The organism is Streptomyces sp. VTCC 41912 (assembly GCF_045799175.1).
In the GTDB taxonomy this organism is placed as follows: domain Bacteria; phylum Actinomycetota; class Actinomycetes; order Streptomycetales; family Streptomycetaceae; genus Streptomyces; species Streptomyces albulus_C.
The window spans coordinates 62,304-77,668 of sequence record NZ_JBJMAB010000013.1 but is presented as its reverse complement, the minus strand read 5'-3'; the positions used below and the strand labels follow the sequence as shown (position 1 = coordinate 77,668).

The window sequence follows — 15,365 nt, the reverse complement described above, 5'->3', positions numbered from 1 at the left end:
CGGCGGTGGCGCTCACACCGTTCGCTCCGCCGGGCTGGCCTGGAAGGCCAGCTCGCCGTCCGTGACGTCCACCCGCACCCGGTCGCCGGCGGACAGCGCCCCGTCGAGCAGCATCCGCGACAGCCGGTTGTCGATCTCGCGCTGGATGGTGCGGCGCAGCGGCCGGGCCCCGTACTCGGGTTGGTGGCCGCGGCGGGTGAGCCAGTCCACGGCGGCGGGGGAGAAGTCCACGGCGATGCCCTGGGCGTGCAGCCGCTGGGCGGTGCCCTCCAGGAGCAGGCCGGTGATCTGGTGCAGCTGCTCGTCGGTCAGCTGGCGGAAGACGATGATCTCGTCGAGCCGGTTGAGGAACTCGGGCCGGAAGTGCGCGCGCAGCGCGCCCAGCGCCCGCTCCCGTGCACCGTCGTCCGCGCCCGTCTCCGCCGAGCCGAAGCCGAGCACGCCCCGCCCGCCGCTGAGCGCCTCCGAACCGAGGTTGCTGGTCATCACGATCACGGTGTTCTTGAAGTCGACCGTACGTCCCTGAGAGTCCGTCAGATGCCCGTCGTCCAGGACCTGCAGCAGCATGTTGAAGACGTCCGGGTGCGCCTTCTCCACCTCGTCCAGCAACAGCAGCGAGTACGGGTGGTGCCGGACCGCCTCGGTGAGTTGGCCCGCGTCCTCATGGCCCACGTATCCGGGCGGGGCGCCGATCAACCGGCTGACCGTGTGCCGCTCCTGGTACTCGCTCATGTCGAGCCGCACCATCCGGTCCTCGCTGCCGAACAGCGCCTCGGCCAGGGCCCGCGCCAGTTCGGTCTTGCCCACCCCGGTCGGGCCGAGGAAGAGGAAGCTGCCGATCGGCCGGTTCGGGTCGGCCAGCCCCGCCCGCGAGCGCAGCACCGCCTCCGACACCGCCGCCACCGCGTCCTGCTGCCCGATCACCCGGTCCTTGAGGCGTCCCTCCAGCCCCAGCAACCGGTCCTTCTCCTCCTCCGTCAGGCTGCTGACCGGCACCCCGGTCTGCCGCGACACGATCTCCGCGACGTCCTCGGCGGTGACCTCCACGATCCGCCCGTCGCCGCCCACCGGCCGCTCGTCCTGGGTGTCCTGGACGGTGCGGATCCGCTCGGTGAGCGCGGCGATCCGGTCCCGCAGCTCGGTCGCCCGCTCGTACTGCTCGGAGTGGACCGCCTGGTCCTTGTCCCGGACCAGCTGCTCCACCTCGCGCTCCATGTCGCGCACGCTGGGCGTCTTCGTCGCCGACCGCAGCCGGACCCGGGCGCCCGCCTGGTCGAGCAGGTCGATCGCCTTGTCCGGCAGGAACCGGTCGGTGACGTACCGGTCCGACAGCTCCACGGCCGCCAGCACCGCCTCGTGGGTGTACCGCACCTGGTGGTGCGCCTCGTAGCGGTCCTGCAACCCGCGCAGGATCTGCACCGTGTCGGGCACCGTCGGCTCCGGCACCAGGATCGGCTGGAAGCGCCGGGCCAGCGCGGCGTCCTTCTCGATGTACCGCCGGTACTCCTCCAGCGTGCTGGCCCCGATGACGTGCAACTCCCCGCGCGCCAGCGCCGGTTTGAGCATGTTGCTGGCCTCCAGGGCGCCGCCGTCGCCGGTGCCGCCGCCGGCCCCCACCACGGTGTGCAGCTCGTCGATGAAGACGATCAGTGCGTCCGAGTGCGCCCGGACCTCCTCGATGATGTTGTTCATCCGCTCCTCGAAGTCGCCGCGGTACCGCGTCCCGGCCACCACCGCGGTCAGGTCCAGCGCCACGATCCGCCGGCCGGCCAACGTGTCGGGGACCTCCCCGTCGGCGAGCCGTTGCGCCAGCCCCTCCACGATCGCGGTCTTCCCCACGCCCGCGTCGCCGACCAGCACCGGGTTGTTCTTGCCGCGCCGCGACAGCACCTCGATGGTCTGCTCGATCTGCTCCTCCCGCCCGATGACCGGATCGATCCGGCCGGCCCGGGCCAGGTCCGTCAGGTCCCGGCTGTACTTGTCCAGCGTCGGGGTGTCGTGGTGCGGCACCGCACCGTGCTCGGCGCTCGATCCGGACGGCTGGTGCGGCCCCACGCCGCCGGGCCCGGTGGCCGCCGCCTGCGGGTCGAAGTGGGCGAGGTGCAGGATCCGCCCGGCCGCCGAATCCGGATTGGCGGCCAGCGCTTCGAGCACGTGCTCCGGCCCGATGTACGACGCCCCCGTGCCGCGTGCCAGCTCGTGCGCCCCCAGCAGCGCCCGTTTGACCGCCGGGGTCACCGCGACGCTCTTCTGGAGCGGCCCGGACCCCGCGTTGCGGTCGATCTCGGCGGCCAGCGCGTCCGGGTCGGCCCCCGACTGCTGCATCAGACTCCGGGTCGGCTCCGTGCTGAGTGCCGCCCGCAGCAGGTGCTCGGTGCCCAGCTCGGGGCTGCCGTGTTCGGCGGCGTACGCGGCTGCGGAGGTCACCAGGTCCCGGGCCGGCCCGCTCATCAGCCGGGCGATGTCGGCCTGCCGCGGCATCGGGGAGCCGCCCTCCTCACCCGGCGACTGCGCGGAACGCCCGAAGAACCGGGCGAGAAAGTCACCAAACGAGTCCGGGCCGTAACCCTCCGGACCCATGAATCCGTTGCCCATGTGCGTCCGTTCCGCTGTCACGACGGTGCCGCGACACGCTGCCTGTGTGCGGGTGCGTAGTGCTCGTTCCCTGTGCTGTCGTCCGCTGCGTGGTCGCCGCGACGTGCGACTCCTGGCTTCAGGATCGACGCCACCGGTGCCGTTCGCACTCCGGCGCGTCGCCGCCGGGTGCCCGGGGGCCCGCTCCCGTGGCCGACGCCCCGGCGGCCGCGGGAGCGGGCCCCCGGCGCACCTCCTCCCCCGAATGGCGGTCCCGCGGCCGTCCCCGGCCGACCCGCACCTGCCGGGGACCGGCCGCCCGGACCCGTTCCGCACCGGCCCGCAACCCGGCGCGTCCCGGTCCTCGGCGGGACGTCCCCGGGGGCGCCGCGGCGACCCGGTGCGGGACCCGCGTGCCTCGGGACGTCCGCCGCCCGTCCGGACCGGCTCGCAGCGCGCGGCGTCCGCCCGCAGCCGCCCCGGCCGTTCCACCGCGGTGCCCCTCTTCGGGTTGCGGCGGACGGCAGGGCGTTCAAGGAGCCGCCCGGACCGCTATCTTGGACAGCTTCACCCTGCGGGACCGGGAGGAAGGTATGAGCACCGTGCCATGGACCATCGAGCGTATTCGTGAGGCGCTAGCCAGCCCGTCCCTCGCCCGGCGGTTCGACGCCGAACTGGATCGGGCACCGGCCGACGAACTGCTGGCGGTCTTCGCGAAGTGGCAGCGGATCGCGGGCGGCCTGCGGGCGCCGGCGACCACCGACGCCTGAGGGACGGGTTGTCCGCGGGGGCCCTCGGCGTCCGCGGACACGATGCGGCCCGCCGCACCTGACGTCCGTCGGGGACGCACGCCGGGCCCAACCACGGCGACGCGCGCCCCCGACCCCACCCACCGGCCTCCGGGACCGGCCGGTTTCCAGGACCAACGCCGCGCCACCCGATTGGTCACCGCGAACGCCCGTCACCGGGACGCGCAGTCGAGCCGCCCCCGCACCGCGCCCACGGCCCTGAGCAGCGGAACCGCCGTCCCCACCACGAAGAGCCCGAAGAGCGTGATCGGGAGCAACCCCACCGGGCGCCACACCCAGGTCGGATCCGCCATCAGCAGCGGCCAGTTGACGCACCAGTTCGCGGCGACGTCCAACGCCATCACGACGGCCGCCCACCGGATTCCCGCCGGACGCACCAGCCCCACCCACGCGACCGTCAGCGGATCCAGCACCGCCAGGCCCACGAAGAACACCTGCAACGGGACCGTGGCGAACGCCGCGTAGACGTGGATGCCCCCGCGCGCCAGATCCAGCCAGTGCGCGGCGGTCCCCTCGGCGAACCCGATCACGTACACCGCACCGGTCCAGCGCGCCCACCGCGGGAGCGCCCGCCACCGCGCCCGCACGTCACCCGCCCGTCCAGCCCGTTTCCCACCCCGCATCGGACCAACCTAGACCAGCCGGCCGACGGCGGTCCCGGAGCCGTCGTCCTCGTAGCCCCCGTCGCGCGCGGAGTCCCCGCGGTGGGGCGGGAGTTGGTCCGAGGGGCTGGGCACGATCAGGGCGGCAGTGGTCCACTGGGTCCGCCGGTTTTCCGGACCCGGACGACGAGGCGGTCGCCGACCGCCGCTGCGAGGGGAGTCGAGGGTGACCTCTGGAACGGGCCGTCAAACGGGCGGGGCGGCCAGGGCCCTGCCCGGCCCCGAGCCACGGGCGGACGGCGGGGCCGGCGCCATCGCGGCGGCCGGCGGACTGCACGCCTACCAGCTGCGGCTGCACGACGCGTACGGACCGGTCGTGCGCTTCCAACTGCCGGGAACGGAGCTGGCGGTGTCGATCTCCGACCCGGTCCTGCTGGAGGCCACGGCCGGCCTCGACGAGCGGCCGGTGCGACCGTTCGCCTTCTTGGAGCCGCTGTGCGAGGCGGGCAACCTCCAGGTGCTGCCGGCCGCCGAACACGGGCCCTGGCGCCACCTGCTGCTGTCGGTGCTGGCCGGACGCCCGTCCCACGAGCGGCACTTCGGGCAGTTCACCGCGCTGACCACGGCGCTCGCGGACCGTTGGGCCGAGCAGGCCGACCGGACGCCCGTCGCGTTGCAGCGGGACCTCACCGCGCTGTCCCTGCGGATGATCTGTGCGTACGCGTTCGGCGGTGAGGTGACGGACCCGGAGGGCGTCGTCACCGCGTTCGAGGAGGTGCTCACCGAGCACCTGGGACGGCTCTACGAGGTGCCCGGCGCGGTCGGGCCGGCGGAGCGCGCCGAACGGGCCGAGCGGGCGGCGGTGGCCCTCGCCCGACTGCGGGCCACCGTCGACCGGGTCGTCGCGGCCCACCGCCGTGCCGGCCGGACCGACCGGAGCGATCTGATCGGCGCGCTGGTGGCGGCCGGCGAACGGCCCGCGCGGATCCGCGACACGGTCATGATGATCATGCTCGCGGCCCACCACACGACCGGGGTCGCCGTCTCCTGGACGCTGTACCTGCTGGGGCGGCACCCCGAGGTGGCGGCCCGCGTCACCGAGGAGGTGGACCGGGTGCTCGGCGACCGGGCGGCGCCGGAGTACGCCGACCTCCGGCGCCTGACGTACCTCGGCATGACCCTCAAGGAAGCGATGCGGCGCTACCCGCCGGGCCCGTACGGCGCCCGGGAGACGGCCGAGGACCTGGCCGTGGGCGACTACCTCATCCCGGCCGGGGCCACAGTCTTCTACCCGTTCTGGGCCGTGCACATGAACCCCCAGCACTGGCCGGAGCCCGAGAAGTTCGTGCCCGAGCGGTTCACCCCGGAGGCGGCGGCCGGCCGTCCGAAACTGGCCCACGTCCCCTTCGGGTTCGGACCGCGCAGCTGCGAGGGCGCCGCCCTGGCCGTCGTCGAGGCCGAGTTGGTGCTGGCGGTGCTGCTCAAGCGGTTCCGGTTCCGCCCGGTGGCGGGGCACGAGGTGACCCCCGTCGAACGGTTCGTCCTCTGGGCCGCCGACGACATCCGCATGCTCGTCAGCCCACGGACCGCCGGGTAGTTCCGGCCGACCACGGCGCGGGGGCTCCGGTGTCCGGTCGCACCGTGCGGTGCCGGACCCAGACGTTCGGTTCGACGTAGACGGCGTGGTCGTGCGCGGTGTCGCAGTGCACCGGGACGAGGGCGCCCGGCACGTCGATCCGGCCGTCCCGGTCGAAGGGCAGGCCGGTCCACCCCCGCCACTGGTCCAGGGAGCCGCTGACCGTCATCGACGCCGCAGCGATCCGCCCGACCGTCCCACCGGCCCGGACGTGGACCCGCAGCCACGGGTCGGTCGGCAACCCGTCGGCACGCCGCCGACGGACGTAGTCGGCCATCGGTACATGCGGTTCGCGGTGCTTGGCGGTGGGCCGCACGGGCGCCCACAGGACGTCGTGCCCCTGCTGGCCGGCGGCGCTCCGCAGCGCGCCCAGCAGCTGGGCGGAGAGCCCGCGCCGGAGGTACCCGGTGTCCACCGTGACCTCCAGCGCGCCGGCCGTCGCGGGAGTGCCGGGGAGCCCCCGGTCCCGATCGCGGTAGGCCCAGGTCAGCACCTGGTCCCACCCGCGGTCGGGCATCTCCTCGCGGCCGGCGAGCGTGGCGTCGAACGGCACGCTCAGCCCGCGGGCCACGACCCGGTCGCCGTCGGTCGCCACGACGCAGTGCGCGGGGAAGTCCTCGGCCACCCGGCCCAGGAACGCGGTCGCGACCGGATCGTGCGGGACGAAGGCCGGCCAGGTCTCCGCGATCTCGTAGATCCGGGGGAGCAGCGCCGGCCGCTCGGCGAGCGTGCTGATCCGGAGGGCGTCGACGTCCGTCATGACCGGAGACCCTGCCAGCGGGCGGCTCCACGGGCCAGCGGTTTTTGTCCCGCGAGTCCGTTGGCCCGGCGGCCTGTTGGTCCATGGGCACGAGCGCGGTGCGGCCGGCGGCCGAGCGGTTCGGCCTTGTCCGGCGGCCGCCGGCCACGCCTGTGAATATTCCGGTCGGGGACGCCCGCCGTGCCCGCCCCGTCCGTCCGGCGCCCGCAGGCCGGGCCCACCGGGCGCTCCGCATTCACAACCGCCCGCCGGATTCACACGGTGGCCCTCCCGCGCGTGGCCCCCCGGCCCGGGACGGGTTTCCCGTGCCATCGTTGCCTCGCGTCCGGTCGGGTGCACCCAACCCCCCACCTCATAGGAGCACTTCGTGCACATATCGATGCGTCGCAGCGGTCGGCTGGGTGCCGTCGCCGCGGCTTGTGCGCTCGCCTTCGCGAGCCTGACCGCCCCCGCCGGGGCCGCGCCCGACCCCCGGGTCCGGGTGGAGGTCCCCGGCCCCGCCGGCGGTGCGGCGGGCGCCGGCTACCGCAACGTCCCCCGGACCTTCCCGACCGCCCCGGGCACCGCCCCGAAGGCGCTCGCGGGCGGCGCCGACGGCCGGGTCACGAAGGTGATCGACAACGGCGACACCAAGGACCGGCTCGACGTCGTCGTCATCGGTGACGGCTACACCGCCGGGGAGTTGGACCGGTTCCACACCGACGCCAAGGAGAAGTGGAACGACTTCCTGGGCGTGGAGCCCTACCGCACCTACCAGAAGCTCTTCAACGTCTGGACCGTCGACGCCGTCTCCGCGGAGAGCGGGGTCAGCGGCGACCCCGGCAAGGACGTCACCCGCAACACCGCCCTCGGCGCGCACTTCTGGTGCGACGGCACCGAACGCCTGCTCTGCATCGACCAGCAGAAGGTGGACGCCTACGTGGCCAAGGCACCGCAGGCCGATCTGGTGCTGGTGCTCGCCAACAGCAGCAAGTACGGCGGCGCCGGCTACAACGAGGCCAGTCCCACCCTCGGCTACGAGGGGATCGCCACCGCCTCCGCGCACGACCGGGACTCCAGCCAGGTCGCCGTCCACGAGACCGGGCACTCCCTCGGCAAGCTCGCCGACGAGTACGCCTACCCGGGCGTCCCCGAGTACGAGCAGTACAGCGGCCCCGAGAAGCCCGAGGCCAACTCGTCGGTGCTGGACGCGGCGGCCATGGGCGGCGCCCGCACCAAGTGGTACCGCTGGCTCGGCGAGACCTCGCCGGACGGGGGCGCCGTCGGCGCGTACGAGGGCGGCAACTACTACGTCAAGGGGCTCTTCCGCCCCACCGAGGACTCCCTGATGCGCACCCTCGGCAAGCCGTTCAACCTGCCGGGCGCGGAGGCCATGGTCGCCGGGTTCTACCGGCACGCCACCCCCGCAGCGCCGGCCGACCGCTCCCGCACCTGGCAGACCACGGCCCGGCTCGCCCTGCCCCGCACGCCCGACGCCGGCCACGGCCCGCTGACCGTGCGGTGGTACCTCGACGGGCGCGAACTGCCCGGCCAACGCAACCGCGACCGGGTGGCGCTCCGCGAGGTGGCGCTGGGCCGCGGCGACCACCGTCTGACGGCGACCGTCACCGACGGCACCACCGCCGTGCGCGACCCCGCCCTGCGCGCCGCGCTGACCGGCTCCACCGGTTGGACGGTGCGGCGCGGCGCCGGCTCCGCCGCGGACCGCCGCGCCCCGGTCGTGGCGCGCCCGGACGCCGCACCGGTGCGGAGCGCGGTCACCACGGAAGGGGACCGCTGACGTCGAAGTAGCCGCCGGTGGGTCCGTCCGAGCCCACCTGCGCCATCCGGACGATGATCTCGGCGCCCTCCTCGACGGTCTGGGTACCCGTGTGCGCGTTCAGGTCGGTGGCGGTGTAGCCGGGCTCCACGGCGTTGATCCGGATGTTCGGGAACGCCTTCGCGTACTGCACGGTGAGCATGTTGACCGCGGCCTTCGACGCCGGATAGGCGACCCCCGGGTACCCGTAGGCGGGGGAGTCCGGATCGCTGACGTGGGAGAGCGAGGCCAGGCCGCTGCTGACGTTGACCACGACCGGCGCGGCCGACCGTTGCAGCAGCGGCAGGAACGCATGGCTGACCCGCACCACGCCGAAGACGTTCGTCTCGAACACCCACCGCACCGCGTCGGCGGTCGCGTCCGCGGCCCCGATCACGCCGGCGTCCCCGGTCCGCCCTTCGACGCCGGCGTTGTTGATCAGTACGTCCAGTCCGCCGTCCGCCGCCACGGTCCGCGCCGCGGCGGCGACGGACGCATCGTCGGTCACGTCCAGGAGGACCGTCCGGGCCCCCAGTCGCTCGGCGGCCAGGCGTCCGCGCTCGGCGTCCCGGCTGCCCACGTAGACGGTGTGCCCGGCGGCGACCAGCCGCCGGGCGGTCTCGAACCCGAGACCCTTGTTCGCTCCGGTGATCAGTGTTGTCGTCATGCCCTCAGACTCCTCCCGGGCCGTGCGGGCAGCCAGCCGTCCCGCCTTCCTGGGACCGGCAGTACCAGGAAGGCGGGTGCGCGACCGGGCACAATGGTGGGCATGGCGACGGCGGAGTTCGGACGGGCGGTGCGCCGCTGGCGCGACCGCATCCCGCCCGGTACGGCCGGCCTGCCCGCCGGCGGCCACCGCCGCGCGGCCGGTCTGCGCCGGGAGGAACTGGCGCTGCTCGCCGGGATCTCGGTCGACTACGTCACCCGGCTCGAACAGGGCCGGGCCGCCCACCCGTCCACCCAGGTCGTCGAAGCCCTCGCCAGGGCCCTGCGGCTGTCCGAGGCCGAACGCGGGCACCTGTTCCGGCTGGCCGGACTGGCACCCCCGGGCCCGGAGGCGGTCCCCACCCACCTCACCCCCGGCGTGCGGCGGCTGCTGGACCGGCTCACCGGGACGCCCGTCGCGGTCTACGACGCGACGTGGACGCTGCTGGTGGCCAACCCGCCCTACGCGGCCCTGATGGGCGACCCCTCCGGGTGGCGCGGACACCAACGCAACGGCGTGTGGCGGCACTTCCTCGGTCCGGGCACCCGGGCCCGGCACACTCCGGAATCCCGGCGCGCCTTCGAGGCGGCGCTCGTCGGCGACCTGCGCGCGGCGGCCGCCCGCTATCCGTCCGACCGGACCCTGCGGCGCCTGGTCGCGGAACTCCGGGCGGACAGCGACCGGTTCGCCGAGCTGTGGGACTCCGGTGCGGTCGGCCACCACGACGCCGCGCGCAAGACCATCGACCATCCGCACGTCGGCGCCGTGACGTTGGACTGCGACGTGCTCACGGTGGCGGGCAGTGACCTGCGGATCATGCTCTACACGGCCGAGCCCGGCACCGAGGACGCCGAACGCCTCGCCCTGCTGACCGTTCTCGGCACCCAGTCGCTGGTGGGCTGACCGGCCGTCGCGCCGTGGGTCGTGCCCGGCGGCGTCGGCGTCACGGAACGGGGGAGAAGTCGGTCGGCGCGAGGATCCGGTTCTCCGCGCTCAGCAGCAGGCCCTCCCGCTTCATCTCGGCGAGGTACGCCTGCCATTCCGGGTCCGCGTAGAGCGCGGCCCGGCGCCGCTCCCGGTCGGCCTGGTCCTCGTAGGCCCACAGGTGGACGACCTGGTCCAGTCGGCCCTCCACCGGGACGTACCAGCCCACGCAGCGGCCCAGGTGCCGCGCCTGGAGCGGGTAGCCCTTCTCCCGGTAGAGCGCCACCCAGTCCGCGACGCGGGTCGGTTGGACGGTGTAGACGCGGTGGTCGACGATCATGACGTTCCCCTGTCGTCGTGTTCGGTCTCGGGCGAAGCCCGGGGGCTCCGTCGCCTTTCACAATACATCGATGTTCGTCGAACATCGATGGACTGTCTACACTGGCGCCATGCGCTCCCTCGACCATCCGCAGCTCTCCTCGGTGTCGCTGTCCGACGCCCTCGCGGCCCTGGCCGACCCGACCCGCCGCGCCGTCGTGCGGGTGCTGACCGACGGCCGGGAACACCTCGCCGGCGACTTCGACCTCGGCGTCGCCCAGTCCACGCTCAGCCACCACATGAAGAGGCTCCGGCAGGGCGGCATCACCCACAGCCGACCGGACGGCACCCGCTGCTGGGTCTCGCTGCGCCCGGAATTCGACGCGCGCTTCCCCGGCCTGCTGCGGACCGTCCTCGGCCTCGACACCGAGGAGACCCGAAGCTGATCGGGAAACCCACCCGATGCACCGGAACCAGCCCGCGCCCGCTCCGCCACGCCGAGCCGACCAGGAACCGCCCGAAGGAGCCGGACGGCGGACCGGCCCCCGCTCCCGATCTTCCGGGTGGGCCGATGACGTGCACGGCGACGCGTGCCGCCGCTACCCTCGGACGCAGGTCAGTTGCGGAAGAGGAGCGTGGATGCCGTCGGCGATCGTCGAGCCTGCCGAAGTCTGGATGTTGGCGCGGGAGCACCCGGCGCCCCTGATGCGGGCGACCCGCGCACTCAGCCAGGCACTGGAGCGGGTCCACGGCCCGCGGTTCGCCGTCTGGCACTCCGACGAACTCCTCTTCGGCGTCCGCGACGGCCGGTTGGTGTTGCAGACGCTGGGCGGTCAGGACGTGCCGCCGCCCAAGGTCGTCCTGGTGCGGCAGACGCCCGGCTCGATGTCCGAGCACCGTGAACTGACCCTGCTCCGGCACCTGGAACGCCTCGGCGCGGTGCTGATCAACCCCGCCGCCGCCCACCACCGGTGCGGCAACAAGCTCTGGCAGTTGCAGGAGTTGGCCGCGGCCGGCCTCCCGGTGCCCGACACCCTCTCGTACGCCACCGCACCGCTCGCCGGCGTGGTGCGCAGCCCGCAGGTGCGGACGCCATGCGTGGTCAAGCCCGTCAACGGCCGGAACGGCTCCTCGGTCTTCCTCGCCCCCGACACCGAGCTGCTGCGGGCGCTGTCGGGCAGCCTCGCCCAAGAGGTGCCGCTGCTCCTCCAGGAGTACGTCGCCGCCTCCCACGGCCGGGACCTGCGCGTGGTCGTCGTCGACGGCGAGCCGGTGGCGGCCCAGATCCGCAGCTCCCGCGACGGGGCGCTGGCCTCCAACCTCGCCCAGGGCGCCACCGCCGAACTCTGCCTGGGCCGCTATCCGGAGGGCGAGGCCCTGGCGGTGCGGGCGGCAGCGGCGCTCGGCCTGTCCGTCGCCGGGGTCGACCTGCTCTTCACCGCCGACGGCGGCCACACCCTCTGCGAGGTCAACGCCGTGCCCGGCTGGCGCCCCCGCATGACCACGGTCATCCCGGCGATCACCGCGTACGTCGACCGGATCCTGGCCGGCGCGGGTGCCCCCGCCGCCGAGGGACGCCGCGTGCCCGTTCCCGGCAACGGGGCGATGTCCTGACCCGCCGCCCGGCCCCCGCGCGCAGGCGCCCGCGGGGGCCGGGGCCCGGGGCGGCCGGGGCCGACGGCGTCACCGGTGCCACAGGTAGCGTCCGAGGGCCCGTCGCAGCGGTCGGGGGGTGAGCGTGAGCAGCGTCGTCGCGGCCTTGTAGGGCACACCGGGCACGCACCGCCGGGTGCCGGCCGCGACGGCCTTGAGCGCGGCGGCGGCGACCTGGTCCGCCTCCAGCCAGAAGAACCCGGGCACCCAGGCCGGGGCGAGGCCGTTCGCGGCGAAGTAGTCGGTCTTGGTCAGCCCCGGCAGCACCACGGTGACGTGGACGCCGGAGCCGCGGTTCTCGATGGCCAGGTCCTCCGAGAAGTGGGTGAGGAACGCCTTGGTCGCGGCGTAGGTGGCGAGCGACGGCGACGGCAACTCGCCGGTCAGGGACGACACGTTGAGGACGCCGCCGTGTCCAGCGGCCCGCATCCGGGACAGCACGGACCTGGACAGACGCACCACGGCCTGGTTGTTCAGCTGGACCGTGGCCTCTTCGAGGTCCACCGGGAGGTTGGCGAAGACGCCGGACCCGCCGGAACCGGCGTTGTTGACCAGGAGCTCGATCGGGCGGTCCGGATCGGTGAGGCGGGCGGTCACCCGCGCCGTCTGCTTGGCGTCGGTGAGGTCGGCCGGCAGCGCTTCCACCTCGATGCCGTGGGCGTGCCGCAGCTCCTCGGCGAGGTCCCGCAGGAGCGGTTCCCGGCGCGCGACGAGCACCAGGGAGACGCCCCGGGCCGCCAGTTGCCGTGCCATGGCCGTGCCGATGCCACTGGAGGCGCCGGTGATCAGCGCGGATCGGTAGGGATAGGGTCGGTCAGCCAAGGGAGGTCTCCCCACGCGCGGGACTTCGGTCCTGACGCGGCGCCCGTCGTGCGGGCCGGAGCACTGCACACAGTGCGTCGGTCGAACGACGAACGTACCTCGCCGGACGGCACCCACGGCAGGGCGTACGGAAGCACGGCACGCCCCGGGGCGTGCGCCTCGATGCCCGCACCCGGCTCCCGCCACGGGGTTGAGGACCCGCGGCCGGTGGTACCGGGCGGCGCCGCAGCCACCGGGAAGCGACAGGTCCTAGGGTTGCCCCATGTACGCGACAGAGGTGTCCCGTTACGTCAGCGCCCCGCCCGCCGCCGTCTACCGGGCGCTGCTCGACGCCCGGGCGGTCGCCAACTGGCGGGTCCCGGACGGCATGACCGGCCGGGTGCACGAGTTCGACGTCCGGGTCGGCGGCGCCTTCCGGGTCTCGCTCACCTACGACGACGGGCGGCCGGGCGTCGGGAAGTCCGCGGACCGCACCGACACCTACCACGGCCGCTTCGTGGAACTCGTGCCCTTCGAGAAGGTCGTCGAGGTGGTGCGGTTCGACACCGACGACCCGCGCTTCGCCGGCACCATGACGCTCACCACCACGCTCGTGCCCGCCGGCGCGGGCACCACCGTCGTCCTCGTCCACGCGGGCGTCCCGGACGCCGTCCCGGCGGACGCCAACGAGGCCGGTGCGCGCACGGCGTTGGCGAACCTCGCGCGCTGGGTCGAGGCCGCGGGGTGAGCCGCCGGCGCCGGTGCGGCCGCACGCCCGCGCGGCGACCGACCCCGGCGCGTCAGTCGCCGCGCCAGATGTTGTCGAAGGCGGCCTGCTCGATGGCCCGGCGTTGGCGCAGGGCCTCCAACTGCAGCAGCGCTTCGTGGACCGCGGCGAGCACGGTGTCCACGCCGTCGTCGTCCACGCTCGGTGAGGTGGTGTCGCCGCTCCCGCCCGCGCCGCGGAGTCCCAGGACCGCCCCCAGGAAGGCCAGGACGGGCTCGTCCGAGGCCCAGCGGTCGGCCGCGGCGCGCCGGTCCGGGGAGTCCGCCAGCACGACGTTCCCGGCCCGGAAGCGCATCCCGCGGCGCGGCTGCCGAGTGACCAGCCCGTCCGTTTCGAGGGCCGCCAGGTAGGCGGCGGACAGGCCGCGTCCCCGGCGCCACAGCCAGTCGTCGACCGACTCGTACGGCGACTCGCGGATCAGCGACGCCGCGGCCCTGGCCAGCAGCGGATCGGTGTGGGTGGGGCGGTAGCCGGGCACGATGCGGTCGTCGTCCAACCTGACGGCCTCGGCGGCGAGGAGGTCGATCACCTCGGCCCCGGCGAGCGCGAGCGACAGGTCGCCCTGCTCCACCGGGCGGCCGGGCGCCACGTCCAGCGCGGTGATCATCAGGTCCCGTGATGTGGTCATGGCTCTGGTCCGCCTCGTTCGGGAGGGTCCGCCGGGAGCGCCGTCCCCGGCGCGCCCGGCGCACTCGGACGTCGGGCGCGCCGGCCCTCAGCCTCCAGCAGACCAGTTCCGGGCGGATCGTGCGCGCCGGGGAGCGACCTCGGCGCGCGGCGCCGGGCCCTTCGGGCTGTACTGGGGGAAGGGCACGCCGAACGCGTGCGCTCGGAGGACGGGGGAACGTCGCACAGTGTGGAGGCACCGTGGAACTGGCCTTCCTGAATGCGGTGTACGCGAGCGGGGGACCGTACGTCTGCGCCTACCTCGACACCTCACGGGACACCGCCCAGCCGGACCGGGAGATGGCCCACCGCCGACGCCGGGTCCGGGTGGCACTCGCGGAACAGGGCGCCGACGACGCCACCGTGGCCGCGGTCGTCGCCGTCGCGGGCCGTGACCGGGAGGTCGCCGGCCGGCACGGACAGGCGATCGTCGCCAGTCGGGGGCGGGTGGTCCTGACCGAGGAACTGCCCGAGCCGCCGGCGCGCGACGAGACGGCCTACACCGCGCTGCCCGACCTGTTGCCGCTGGCGGTGCAGCACGCGCCGGACATCCGCTACGTCGCCGCCACCGTGCACGGCCGGCCGCGCCCGGAAGCCGCGCTGCCGGGCGAGTTGGAGCTGGCGTTCCAGGCCGGGACGTGGCCGAGCAGTGCGGTCGCGCCCGGCGTCTGCCACCGGGAGCGCGGCCCCGCCGGGCGCTGGCACGACGGCGCCGGGCCGGCCGCCGACCGGATCGTCGACCTGGCCCGGCGGACCGGCGCCGAGACGATCGTGCTCGGCGGGGTCACCTGGGCCCGCGAGGCGCTGGCCGACCACCTGTCGGTGCGCTGGCGCAAGCGCCTGGTCACCGGCAGCGGGAACGGCCACCCGGTCCCCGAGGGCCGGGCCCTGATGGAGGACGACCTCGCCGCGGCGTTCCAGGGGCAACTGCGCCTCGCCGACCGGGCCCGCCTCGACATGTTCCGGGCCCGCCGGAACAGTCGGCACGGCGCCGTCGAGGGCCTGTCGGACGTCGTGACCGCACTGCGTCGGGCCCAGGTGGGCACCGTGCTGCTCAACGTCCCGCTGGGCTTCCCGGAGCGGCTTCCGGTGCCGGACGAGGCCCCGTCATCCGACCCGTCCGACGCGGACCTGGAGCCCTACGGCGCGCTCGGCTTCCGCGGCGGACCGGCCCGGGCCGCGCTGCTCGGGGCCGCGGTGCGCACCGGCGCGGAACTCGTCGTCGTGCCGCAGCGGCAGCTGCCGTTGGCGGACGGCCTGGGCGCGCTGCTGCGGTACGCCGGACCGGAGCGCACCGCCTACTTCACCCGCCTGCTCCGCCGCTGAGGCGG

15 protein-coding genes are annotated in these 15,365 nt (G+C 74.7%); 8 read left to right on the top strand and 7 right to left on the bottom strand.

Features of this window, described 5'->3' with window-relative positions; all coding sequences use genetic code 11:
* Positions 1 to 12: 12 nt before the first annotated feature.
* Positions 13 to 2,595, bottom strand: coding sequence for an ATP-dependent Clp protease ATP-binding subunit (locus tag ACJ6WD_RS20190; protein ID WP_407616285.1), 2,583 nt, complete (start codon positions 2,593 to 2,595; stop codon positions 13 to 15).
* Positions 2,596 to 3,167: 572 nt separating this feature from the next.
* Between ACJ6WD_RS20190 and ACJ6WD_RS20185 the strand changes: the two genes are divergently transcribed.
* The gene (locus ACJ6WD_RS20185) at positions 3,168 to 3,344 is read left to right on the top strand and encodes a hypothetical protein (protein ID WP_165479631.1); all 177 of its coding nucleotides are present in this window, start codon (positions 3,168 to 3,170) and stop codon (positions 3,342 to 3,344) included.
* Positions 3,345 to 3,535: 191 nt separating this feature from the next.
* On the opposite strand, the gene ACJ6WD_RS20180 is transcribed toward ACJ6WD_RS20185, so the two are convergent.
* Positions 3,536 to 4,006 (bottom strand): hypothetical protein, encoded by a 471-nt coding sequence (locus tag ACJ6WD_RS20180; protein ID WP_376558133.1) that lies wholly within the window; start codon positions 4,004 to 4,006, stop codon positions 3,536 to 3,538.
* 205 nt (positions 4,007 to 4,211) lie between these two features.
* Between ACJ6WD_RS20180 and ACJ6WD_RS20175 the strand changes: the two genes are divergently transcribed.
* Positions 4,212 to 5,582, top strand: coding sequence for a cytochrome P450 (locus ACJ6WD_RS20175; RefSeq protein ID WP_407616284.1), 1,371 nt, complete (start codon positions 4,212 to 4,214; stop codon positions 5,580 to 5,582).
* Here ACJ6WD_RS20175 and ACJ6WD_RS20170 read toward each other — a convergent pair.
* Positions 5,560 to 6,381 carry an N-acetyltransferase gene (locus ACJ6WD_RS20170; RefSeq protein ID WP_407616283.1) on the bottom strand — a complete coding sequence of 274 codons (822 nt, stop codon included), beginning with the start codon at positions 6,379 to 6,381 and terminating at the stop codon, positions 5,560 to 5,562. The two genes, ACJ6WD_RS20175 and ACJ6WD_RS20170, sit on opposite strands and share 23 nt — an antisense overlap.
* Positions 6,382 to 6,748: 367 nt before the next feature.
* Here ACJ6WD_RS20170 and ACJ6WD_RS20165 point away from each other — a divergent pair, with 367 nt between their 5' ends.
* Entirely contained in the window at positions 6,749 to 8,161 is a 1,413-nt protein-coding gene (locus ACJ6WD_RS20165; protein ID WP_407616282.1) for a M64 family metallopeptidase, read from the top strand.
* Here the strand turns inward: ACJ6WD_RS20165 and ACJ6WD_RS20160 are convergent.
* Positions 8,139 to 8,846 (bottom strand): SDR family NAD(P)-dependent oxidoreductase, encoded by a 708-nt coding sequence (locus ACJ6WD_RS20160; protein WP_407616281.1) that lies wholly within the window; start codon positions 8,844 to 8,846, stop codon positions 8,139 to 8,141. The genes ACJ6WD_RS20165 and ACJ6WD_RS20160 overlap by 23 nt on opposite strands.
* Before the next feature lie 102 nt (positions 8,847 to 8,948).
* Here ACJ6WD_RS20160 and ACJ6WD_RS20155 point away from each other — a divergent pair, with 102 nt between their 5' ends.
* Positions 8,949 to 9,788, top strand: a complete 840-nt coding sequence (locus ACJ6WD_RS20155) for a helix-turn-helix transcriptional regulator (RefSeq protein WP_233657508.1) — start codon at positions 8,949 to 8,951, stop codon at positions 9,786 to 9,788.
* Positions 9,789 to 9,828: 40 nt separating this feature from the next.
* Here ACJ6WD_RS20155 and ACJ6WD_RS20150 read toward each other — a convergent pair whose 3' ends face one another.
* Positions 9,829 to 10,149: an NIPSNAP family protein gene (locus ACJ6WD_RS20150; protein WP_016574943.1), complete on the bottom strand. Its 321-nt coding sequence runs from the start codon at positions 10,147 to 10,149 to the stop codon at positions 9,829 to 9,831.
* A 109-nt stretch (positions 10,150 to 10,258) separates the two neighbouring features.
* Between ACJ6WD_RS20150 and ACJ6WD_RS20145 the strand changes: the two genes are divergently transcribed.
* Positions 10,259 to 10,573 carry a helix-turn-helix transcriptional regulator gene (locus ACJ6WD_RS20145; protein WP_016574942.1) on the top strand — a complete coding sequence of 105 codons (315 nt, stop codon included), beginning with the start codon at positions 10,259 to 10,261 and terminating at the stop codon, positions 10,571 to 10,573.
* A gap of 193 nt (positions 10,574 to 10,766) precedes the next feature.
* A complete protein-coding gene (locus ACJ6WD_RS20140; protein ID WP_407616280.1) occupies positions 10,767 to 11,741 on the top strand; it encodes a RimK family alpha-L-glutamate ligase in 975 nt (324 codons plus the stop codon).
* A 69-nt stretch (positions 11,742 to 11,810) separates the two neighbouring features.
* Here the strand turns inward: ACJ6WD_RS20140 and ACJ6WD_RS20135 are convergent, their stop codons facing one another.
* Entirely contained in the window at positions 11,811 to 12,602 is a 792-nt protein-coding gene (locus ACJ6WD_RS20135; RefSeq protein WP_016574940.1) for an SDR family oxidoreductase, read from the bottom strand.
* Between the two features lie 262 nt (positions 12,603 to 12,864).
* Here ACJ6WD_RS20135 and ACJ6WD_RS20130 point away from each other — a divergent pair, with 262 nt between their 5' ends.
* Positions 12,865 to 13,329: an SRPBCC family protein gene (locus ACJ6WD_RS20130; RefSeq protein WP_016574939.1), complete on the top strand. Its 465-nt coding sequence runs from the start codon at positions 12,865 to 12,867 to the stop codon at positions 13,327 to 13,329.
* 52 nt (positions 13,330 to 13,381) lie between these two features.
* On the opposite strand, the gene ACJ6WD_RS20125 is transcribed toward ACJ6WD_RS20130, so the two are convergent.
* Complete coding sequence (locus ACJ6WD_RS20125; protein WP_016574938.1) at positions 13,382 to 13,996, bottom strand: GPP34 family phosphoprotein; 615 nt, start codon at positions 13,994 to 13,996, stop codon at positions 13,382 to 13,384.
* 239 nt (positions 13,997 to 14,235) lie between these two features.
* On the opposite strand from ACJ6WD_RS20125, the gene ACJ6WD_RS20120 reads away from it, so the two are divergent.
* Positions 14,236 to 15,360: a hypothetical protein gene (locus tag ACJ6WD_RS20120; protein ID WP_407616279.1), complete on the top strand. Its 1,125-nt coding sequence runs from the start codon at positions 14,236 to 14,238 to the stop codon at positions 15,358 to 15,360.
* The last annotated feature ends 5 nt before the right edge of the window (positions 15,361 to 15,365 follow it).

What these genes read in the sequence shown, in the direction of transcription:
- ACJ6WD_RS20180 (WP_376558133.1), bottom strand. Translation starts at nt 4,006, where the DNA reads ATGCGGGGTGGGAAACGGGCTGGACGGGCGGGTGACGTGCGGGCGCGG.
- ACJ6WD_RS20185 (WP_165479631.1), top strand. Translation starts at nt 3,168, where the DNA reads ATGAGCACCGTGCCATGGACCATCGAGCGTATTCGTGAGGCGCTAGCC.
- ACJ6WD_RS20125 (WP_016574938.1), bottom strand. Translation starts at nt 13,996, where the DNA reads ATGACCACATCACGGGACCTGATGATCACCGCGCTGGACGTGGCGCCC.
- ACJ6WD_RS20170 (WP_407616283.1), bottom strand. Translation starts at nt 6,381, where the DNA reads ATGACGGACGTCGACGCCCTCCGGATCAGCACGCTCGCCGAGCGGCCG.
- ACJ6WD_RS20190 (WP_407616285.1), bottom strand. Translation starts at nt 2,595, where the DNA reads ATGGGCAACGGATTCATGGGTCCGGAGGGTTACGGCCCGGACTCGTTT.
- ACJ6WD_RS20150 (WP_016574943.1), bottom strand. Translation starts at nt 10,149, where the DNA reads ATGATCGTCGACCACCGCGTCTACACCGTCCAACCGACCCGCGTCGCG.
- ACJ6WD_RS20145 (WP_016574942.1), top strand. Translation starts at nt 10,259, where the DNA reads ATGCGCTCCCTCGACCATCCGCAGCTCTCCTCGGTGTCGCTGTCCGAC.
- ACJ6WD_RS20130 (WP_016574939.1), top strand. Translation starts at nt 12,865, where the DNA reads ATGTACGCGACAGAGGTGTCCCGTTACGTCAGCGCCCCGCCCGCCGCC.
- ACJ6WD_RS20155 (WP_233657508.1), top strand. Translation starts at nt 8,949, where the DNA reads ATGGCGACGGCGGAGTTCGGACGGGCGGTGCGCCGCTGGCGCGACCGC.
- ACJ6WD_RS20160 (WP_407616281.1), bottom strand. Translation starts at nt 8,846, where the DNA reads ATGACGACAACACTGATCACCGGAGCGAACAAGGGTCTCGGGTTCGAG.
- ACJ6WD_RS20140 (WP_407616280.1), top strand. Translation starts at nt 10,767, where the DNA reads ATGCCGTCGGCGATCGTCGAGCCTGCCGAAGTCTGGATGTTGGCGCGG.